We start from the raw sequence: 3,366 nt of genomic DNA, 5'->3' as shown, positions 1-3,366 counted from the left end.
TCTGGCGGCGGATCACCTTGTCCAGCGTGCGCGAGTTGCCGGTGATGTTGATGCGCTCAACATAGACACGCGGTCCTTCGGTGATCTGGAAGGTAAGGTCAATCACCCGCTCGTCGCTGCGGCGGCGGATACGGGGCCGCACTTCGGCAAACGCATAACCGGCAGAACCGGCGGCGAAGGTCAGTCCGTCAATGGTCTTGTCGATGAGGCTCGCATTGTAGGTGTCGCCCGTCTGCGGAACGAGCAATTCCCGGAGCGCTTCAATGTCCAGCTTGTCGAGTTCCGTGGTGACATCCACCTTGCCGAACTCGTAAATCTCGCCCTCATCCACCGTGAAGGTGATGTGGAAGGCAGAATCGTCACGCTTGAGATCCGCGACAGCCGAGATGACGCGGAAGTCCGCATAGCCGCGCTCAAGATAGAAGCGGCGCAGCAGTTCACGGTCATAGGTCAGGCGGTCGGGGTCATAGCTGTCGGATGAGGACAGGAACTTCCACCATGCAGATTCACTGGTGGAGACCACATCGCGCAGCTTGCTGTCGCTGAATACCTTGTTGCCGATGAAGTCGATGGAGGAGATCTTGGTCTTCTCGCCTTCCACGATCTCGAAAACGAGGTCCACGCGGTTCTGCGGAAGCTGGATGATCTTGGGATCAACCGTGGCCGAGAAGCGCCCGCCACGACGATAAAGCTCGATCATCCGGGTGACGTCGCTTTGCACCTTGGCGCGCGTATACACAACGCGCGGCTGAAGCTGCACTTCGTTCTTGAGGTCTTCGTCGCTGATCGCGCTGTTACCCTCAAAGGCAACGCGGTTGATGATCGGGTTTTCAACCACCGAGACGATCAGGCGCGAACCATCAAGGCTCATCGAAATGTCTGCGAAAAGGCCCGTCGCAAAGAGCTGCTTGATCGACTGATCCGCGAGCTGCGGGTCATAGGGCGAGCCGACCGACAGTTCCATATCGGAGCGGATCGTGCCGTCTTCGATGCGCTGATTGCCACGGATGTCGATCTCGGAAATGTTGACCGTCTGCGCGTAAGCAGTTCCGCCCCCGCCCGGCAGAGCGGTTACGACAAAGGGTGCCAGAAGAAGCGCCGTGCCCAGCACGGCTGTGCGCGTCATTCCGGTCAAGCAATCGGCCAGTCGCCCCATTCTTTCCCCTAACCTGTCACCTTTCGCCGTTCCGCAACCCGTGCGCGTGATCCGGCGAGCGCCACTTTATGGCTGTCAGCTAAACAATCCACCCAGGAACGAAAATACCTGCAAACGCGAAAGATCGTTCCACGTCGCGAATACCATCAAAGTCATCACCAGCGCGAGGCCAATCTTGAACCCGAACTCCTGCGCCTGCTCCCCCAGGGGACGCCCGCGCACGGCCTCAACCGCATAATATAGAAGGTGCCCACCATCAAGCATCGGCACCGGGAAGAGATTGAGCAGGCCGATGCTGACGGAAAGGAGCGCCGTCAGCGTCATCAGCGCCACGAAACCGAAGGTCGCGACCTGCCCGGAGGTCTGTGCAATGCCGATCACGCCCCGAAGCTGGTCCGCATCCTCGCGCCCGGTAAACATCCCGCCTATATAGTCAAAGGTGCGCTCGATGATGAACGCCGTCTCCTTGATGCCAAGCCAGACGCCTTCAACGATGTTGCTCTTGACGACTTCCGAGTTGCCGCCCTGCTGAATGCCGAGCTGCTGAACCCGGTGGACATTGCCGAAGCTGTCCGTGACTTCCTGAATACGGGGCGTGGCGCGCAGCGTCACCGTTTCGCCGCCCCGCTCAATCGAGAAAATCATCTCGCCCGTACTTGTCGTCACGACGCGGCGAATATCCTCAAAGCTCTCGACAGGTTCGCCGTCAATCGCGAGCACCCGGTCACCAGGGTTAAAGCCTGCGGCAGCGGCGGGACTTCCCTCGATCACCGCTTCAATGAGCGGCGTGCCGACGGTGCGGCCCACAAAGGTGAAGACACAGGCGAAGATGACAACGGCGAGAATGAAATTGGCAACAGGCCCTGCTGCCACAACAGCCGCGCGCTGATAGAGCGGCTTGAAATGGAAGAGATGCGCCTTCTCCTCATCCGGTACGGCGCGGAGCTTTTCACGGTCTGGAATGCTCGCGGCATTTTCATCGCCCGCGAATTTCACATAGCCGCCAAGCGGTATCCAGCTCACCTTCCAGCGCGTGCCATGTCTGTCGTTCCAGCCGAAGATCTCGCGGCCAAAACCGATGGAGAAGGTATCCACCTTCACGCCAAACCAGCGGGCCACGGAGAAATGGCCAAGCTCATGGAAAAACACCACGACGGTCAGCACAAAGAGAAAGGGAATGAGATAGCTCCAGAGCGACTCTCCAAAGCCTCCAATCCCGAGAAACAGTTCCGTCACGCTCAGTTATCCCACTCCAGAGCGGCCCGTCTGCCCCGTTCGGGCAGGTTCGCCGTTCCCCCATAGACCCGCTAGCCTCACAGCTTCTTGATTCCTCGGAGGCTTTTACCGGACAAGCCTACGTCACCGGCTTTTTTTTTGCACCCACTCACGCGCAAGAATCCGTGAGTTTCGGTCGATTTCGTAAACGGCCTCCAGAGCGGCGGGCACACCGTAATCCCCCCCAACGTGCTCCTGCACATCCTCGACCAGCCGGGCAATATCGAGGAAGCCGATTTCGCCCGCGAGGAAAGCCGCGACGGCCACTTCATTTGCCGCGTTAAGCACGGTCGGCGCGGCACCGCCTGCCTGCAGCGCGTTGCGGGCGAGCTTCAGGGCCGGAAACCGTTCCAGATCAGGCTCTTCGAAGGTGAGGCGGCCAATTTGGGCGAGGTTGAGCCTGGGCGACGGAGTCGCCATCCGCTCGGGCCAGGCCAGCGCATAGGAAATCGGTGTGCGCATATCGGGGCTGCCGAGCTGCGCCAGCACCGAGCCATCCACATAGGCGACCATGCTGTGGATGATGGATTCCGGGTGGATCACGACATCAAGCCGATCTTCACCAACCGGAAAAAGATAATGCGCTTCAATGAGTTCCAGCCCCTTGTTCATCAAGGTTGCTGAATCGACCGAAATCTTCGCGCCCATGTCCCATTTGGGGTGCGCCACCGCCTGGGCGGGAGTGGCGGCTTCCATCTCCGCCATGCTCCATGTACGGAAAGGGCCGCCGGAGGCGGTGAGCACGATCTTGTCCACCGTCTCGAGATGCTCTGTCTCAAGCACCTGAAAGATGGCGTTGTGCTCGGAGTCCACCGGCAGCAGGGTCGAGCCGGATTTGCCGACCTCAGCCAGAAAGAGCGGTCCCGCCGAGACGAGACATTCCTTGTTGGCGAGCGCCACGCAGGCCCCCCGCCGCACGGCGGAAAGTGTGGGCG

General features: G+C 60.0%; 3 protein-coding genes. All 3 read right to left on the bottom strand.

Going from position 1 to position 3,366, the window contains the following annotated elements; translation table 11 throughout:
- The coding region (gene bamA, locus WBF74_RS06290; protein WP_424436844.1) for an outer membrane protein assembly factor BamA at positions 1-1,126 on the bottom strand (1,126 nt) is incomplete at its 3' end.
- 105 nt (positions 1,127-1,231) lie between these two features.
- Positions 1,232-2,392: an RIP metalloprotease RseP gene (gene rseP / locus WBF74_RS06285; RefSeq protein ID WP_424436841.1), complete on the bottom strand. Its 1,161-nt coding sequence runs from the start codon at positions 2,390-2,392 to the stop codon at positions 1,232-1,234.
- A gap of 123 nt (positions 2,393-2,515) precedes the next feature.
- On the bottom strand, positions 2,516-3,366 hold an 851-nt coding region (dxr, locus tag WBF74_RS06280), incomplete at its 5' end, for a 1-deoxy-D-xylulose-5-phosphate reductoisomerase (protein WP_424436838.1).

Origin of the sequence: Parvibaculum sp., assembly GCF_049672805.1 — a bacterium.
GTDB lineage: Bacteria > Pseudomonadota > Alphaproteobacteria > Parvibaculales > Parvibaculaceae > Parvibaculum.
Note: the sequence above shows the minus strand (reverse complement) of the source record. Positions and strands in the feature narration are given on the sequence as shown.